Annotated in this window: 2 protein-coding genes, 2 tRNA genes and 1 pseudogene; all 5 read right to left on the reverse strand. The window is 67.9% G+C overall.

The window, feature by feature from the left end:
* Positions 1-176: 176 nt before the first annotated feature.
* A tRNA-Ala gene (locus tag ACFWGZ_RS39740) sits at positions 177-249 on the reverse strand.
* Positions 250-282: 33 nt separating this feature from the next.
* Positions 283-402: pseudogene (locus ACFWGZ_RS39745) on the reverse strand (DLW-39 family protein); the annotation flags it as partial.
* A gap of 126 nt (positions 403-528) precedes the next feature.
* A tRNA-Ile gene (locus tag ACFWGZ_RS39750) sits at positions 529-602 on the reverse strand.
* A 70-nt stretch (positions 603-672) separates the two neighbouring features.
* Positions 673-1,461 (reverse strand): DUF3566 domain-containing protein, encoded by a 789-nt coding sequence (locus ACFWGZ_RS39755; protein ID WP_382456759.1) that lies wholly within the window; start codon positions 1,459-1,461, stop codon positions 673-675.
* Positions 1,462-1,787: 326 nt separating this feature from the next.
* Positions 1,788-4,337: a DNA gyrase subunit A gene (gyrA, locus tag ACFWGZ_RS39760; RefSeq protein ID WP_382456758.1), complete on the reverse strand. Its 2,550-nt coding sequence runs from the start codon at positions 4,335-4,337 to the stop codon at positions 1,788-1,790.
* Positions 4,338-4,349: the final 12 nt, after the last annotated feature.

Raw genomic sequence — 4,349 nt, forward strand, 5'->3', positions numbered from 1 at the left:
GAACAGGGCTTCGACATTCACACCGCGGATGACGCAGGGCCGCCGCCGCCGAAGGCGAGACGGCCGAGGTCCGGGGACTCGCCCCGGCTGGGGTTTGGAGGCTCAGCCCCCGAAAAACACTTCGGGCCGAGGAGGTCTGCGCTTTCTTGCAGACACTCCTCGGCCCGAGGAACGAATGGAGACGAGGGGAATCGAACCCCTAACCCCCGCCTTGCAAAGGCGGTGCTCTGCCAATTGAGCTACGTCCCCGAAGATCGGGCGGCAATGCCGCCCGGGAGATCAGTCGGTGGGGGCGGTGGCCTCGCGCCACAGGTCCGCGTCGGCCTTGGCCGAACGGCTGCGCTTCACGAAGAACAGGACCGCACCGGCGATCGCGACGAGTGCGATGATCTTCTTAGCCACTGGAAACCCCTCCAAGACTGTTATGCCCCGACCTACCGCACCAGCCTACAGGCTTTGCGAGAGTTGGGCCGGGGCTCCGGGACGCGGTCCCGGACAAGAATGATGATGATTCGAAAGTAAATCGAGTGGGCCTAGGAGGACTTGAACCTCCGACCTCTTCATTATCAGTGAAGCGCTCTAACCGCCTGAGCTATAGGCCCTCGATCATCACCCCTTGGGGCAACGAGGAGAACCTTACAGGATCGCCTTCGCTGCCCCAAATCAGGGGGGTCACTCACGCTCGGAGAGCGTCAACTCCAAGCCACCGGCCAGATCCGCGGACACGTTGTAGACGAACGCGCCCACGGTCGCGAGAGCCGTGAACAGCACGATGTTGACCGCGCCGATGATCGCCGAGACACCGAACACGCGACCGGCGCTGATCAACGGCTCTCCCGGCTCGTTCGCCTGGAGCAGGTCGTTCGCGGTGCTGTTGATCTTGTCCCAGACGCCCATCCCGTGCAGGACGCCGTAGAGCACGCCGACGGCCACGATCCACACGAAGAACAGCGCGACGCCGAGCACGAGGGCGAGCTTGAGCACCGACCACGGGTCGACGCGCTTGACCTGCAGCGAGGCGCGGCGCGGGCCGCGACCGGGGCGGCGGGCCGACGGGGTGGACGCGGCGGGGCGGGACGACCCGCCGTTGCCCAGGTTCACCGACGTGCGGCTGCTGCCGAGGCCCACCGGCACGGCCGAGCCCGTGACCACGGGCTTCTGCACCTTGACGGTGTCCGGGTCGGTCGACGGGAAGGCGGGCTCGGGCTGCGCCGACGACGGCACGGGCGGTGCGCCCGGGACCACGTACGCCTCGGTCGAGTCCTGGTGGGACGACTCGGTGTCGTTCGTCACGCGCTGCCAGGGCGGCGGCGCGGACACGACGGGCTCGTCGGCCGCCGGAGCGGGCGCGGCCTTCGGGGTCTCCCCCGCCGCCGGAGCGGGAGCCGGGGCCGGCGTCGCCGACGGCGCGGGTGCGGACGCCTCCGCGGCCGGCTTCTTCTCCGGGGTGGGGAGCGACATCGTCTTCTGCTCCTCGACCGGTGCGGCCTTCGCCGCAGGCTCGGCAGGAGCGGCCGGTGCAGGGGCAGCCGCGGCAGGAGCGGCCGGTTTGTCGGCGGACTTGGTGGCCTCGGCCGCCTTCTCCGCGGACACCGGCTTTGTCTTGTCCTGCGCGTTTCCACCCGAGGAACCGGAGGCCGGCGCGGCCTTCCCCGACTTGTCCGCGTTCTTCGCGGCGCCCTGCGGCGTCGGCTTGGTGATCACCGCGGTCTTGTCCGCGTCCCGACCTTCGCGGTTCTCGGGTGGAGTCACGAGCTGTTCCTTACCCTCTCGCTAGCAAAATCCGACTACTCGGCCGAGTCGGTGGGGGGTGCTGCCTGGTCGGCGTCGGCGGCAGAGCCCTCCGCGGCAGACGTCTCACCGTTAACGACGTCGCTGGGCTCATCCGCGTTGCGCGCGACGGCGATCAAAGTGGTGCTTTCGCCGAGGTTCATCAGCCGCACGCCCTTCGTCTGCCGTCCAGCCTTGCGCACCTGCTCGGCTCGGGTCCTGATGACCCCGCCGCTCGAGGTGATGGCGTAGAGCTCGTCATCGACGTCGACGATGAGCGCTCCGACCAGCCTCCCACGTCGGCGGTCGTGCTGGATGGTCAGCACACCCTTGCCACCCCGGCCCTGGACCGGGTAGTCCTCGATCGGCGTCCGCTTCGAATACCCACCGTCGGTGGCCACCAAAACGAAGAGTCCCTCCTGGACCACACCGACCGAGAGCAGTTCGTCGTCCGCGTTGAACCGCATGCCCTGAACACCGGAGGTCGCTCGGCCCATCGGACGCAGGACGTCGTCGGTCGCGTGGAAGCGGATCGACTGGCCGTCGGCGGAGACCATGAGCAGGTCGTCGTCGGCGGAGCAGAGCACGGCGCCGACGAGCTCGTCGTCCTCGCGCAGGTTGATGCCGATGAGACCGCCGGACCGGTTGGAGTCGAAGTCGGACAGCTTGGACTTCTTGACCAGGCCCTTGCGGGTGGCGAGCACCAGGTACGGCGACACGTCGTAGTTCTTGATCTGGATGACCTGCGCGATCTCCTCCTCCGGCTGGAACGCGAGGAGGTTCGCGACGTGCTGGCCGCGGGCGTTGCGGTTCGCCTCGGGCAGCTCGTAGGCCTTCGTGCGGTAGACGCGGCCCTTGTTCGTGAAGAACAGGATCCAGTCGTGCGTGGAGCACACGAAGAAGTGGGCGACGATGTCGTCCTGCTTGAGCTGCGCGCCCTGGACGCCCTTGCCGCCGCGCTTCTGCGCCCGGTACAGGTCGGTCTTGGTGCGCTTGGCGTAGCCGGTGCGCGTGATCGTGACGACCACGTCCTCGACCGCGATCAGGTCCTCCATGGACACGTCGCCGTCGAACGGGATGATCTTGGTGCGGCGGTCGTCGCCGAACTTCTCCACGATCGCCGTGAGCTCGTCGCGGACGATCTTCCGCTGCCGCTCGGGCTTGTCGAGGATGTCCTTGAGGTCCGCGATCTCGAGCTCGATCTCGGCCAGCTGGTCGATGATCTTCTGGCGCTCGAGGGCGGCCAGGCGGCGGAGCTGCATCTCCAGGATCGCGTTGGCCTGGATCTCGTCGACGGCGAGGAGCTCCATCAGGCCGGTGCGCGCGAGGTCCGGCGTCTCGGACCGGCGGATCAGCGCGATGACCTCGTCGAGGTGGTCGAGCGCCTTCACCAGGCCGCGCAGGATGTGGGCGCGCTCTTCGGCCTTGCGCAGGCGGAACCGCGTCCTGCGCTGGATGACCTCGATCTGGTGCTTCACGTAGTGGCGGATCATCTGGTCGATCCGCAGCGTGCGCGGCACGCCGTCGACCAGCGCCAGCATGTTGACGCCGAACGAGTACTGCAGCTGGGTGTGCTTGTAGAGGTTGTTCAGCACGACCTTCGCCACGGCGTCGCGCTTGAGCGTGATGACGATGCGCATGCCGATGCGGCGGTTGGACTCGTCGGCGATGTTCGCGATGCCGGTGAGCTTCGCGTCGCGCACGAGGGCGGCGATGTTCTCGACGAGGTTGTCCGGGTTGACCTGGTACGGCAGCTCGGTGACGACCAGGATCGTGCGGCCCTTGGCGTCCTCGTCCATCTCGACGACGGCGCGCATGCGGACCGAGCCGCGGCCGGTGCGGTAGGCGTCCTCGATGCCGGAGGTGCCGAGGATCTGGCCGTAGGTCGGGAAGTCCGGGCCCTTGATCCGGGCGATCATGGCTTCGAGGGTCTCCTCGTCGGAGGCCTCGTGGTTGTCGAGCGCCCAGACCACGCCGTCCGCGACCTCGCGGAGGTTGTGCGGCGGGATGTTGGTGGCCATGCCGACCGCGATGCCGGAGCTGCCGTTGATCAGCAGGTTGGGGATGCGCGACGGCAGGACCGTCGGCTCCTGGATGCGACCGTCGTAGTTGTCGCGGAAGTCGACGGTCTCTTCCTCGATGTCGGCCAGCATCTGCATGGCCAGCGGGGAGAGCCGGCACTCCGTGTACCGCATGGCGGCGGCGGGGTCGTTGCCCGGCGAGCCGAAGTTGCCCTGGCCCTGGATCAACGGGTACCGCATCGCCCACGGCTGGGCGAGGCGCACCAACGCGTCGTAGATCGCCGAGTCGCCGTGGGGGTGGTAGTTGCCCATGACGTCGCCGACGACGCGGGCGCACTTGTTGAAGCCGCGGTCGGGGCGGAAGCCCGAGTCGAACATCGAGTACAGAACGCGGACGTGCACGGGCTTGAGCCCGTCGCGCACGTCCGGCAGCGCACGACCCACGATGACGGACATCGCGTAGTTGATGTACGAGTTCTGCATCTCCTGCTGGATCTCGACCGGCTCGATGCGGTCGTGCTCCGGGGGCAGAGTCGTCTCGCTCACTGTTCTCTTTCC

This window comes from Lentzea sp. NPDC060358 (assembly GCF_042725365.1).
Classification (GTDB): Bacteria; Actinomycetota; Actinomycetes; order Mycobacteriales; family Pseudonocardiaceae; genus Lentzea.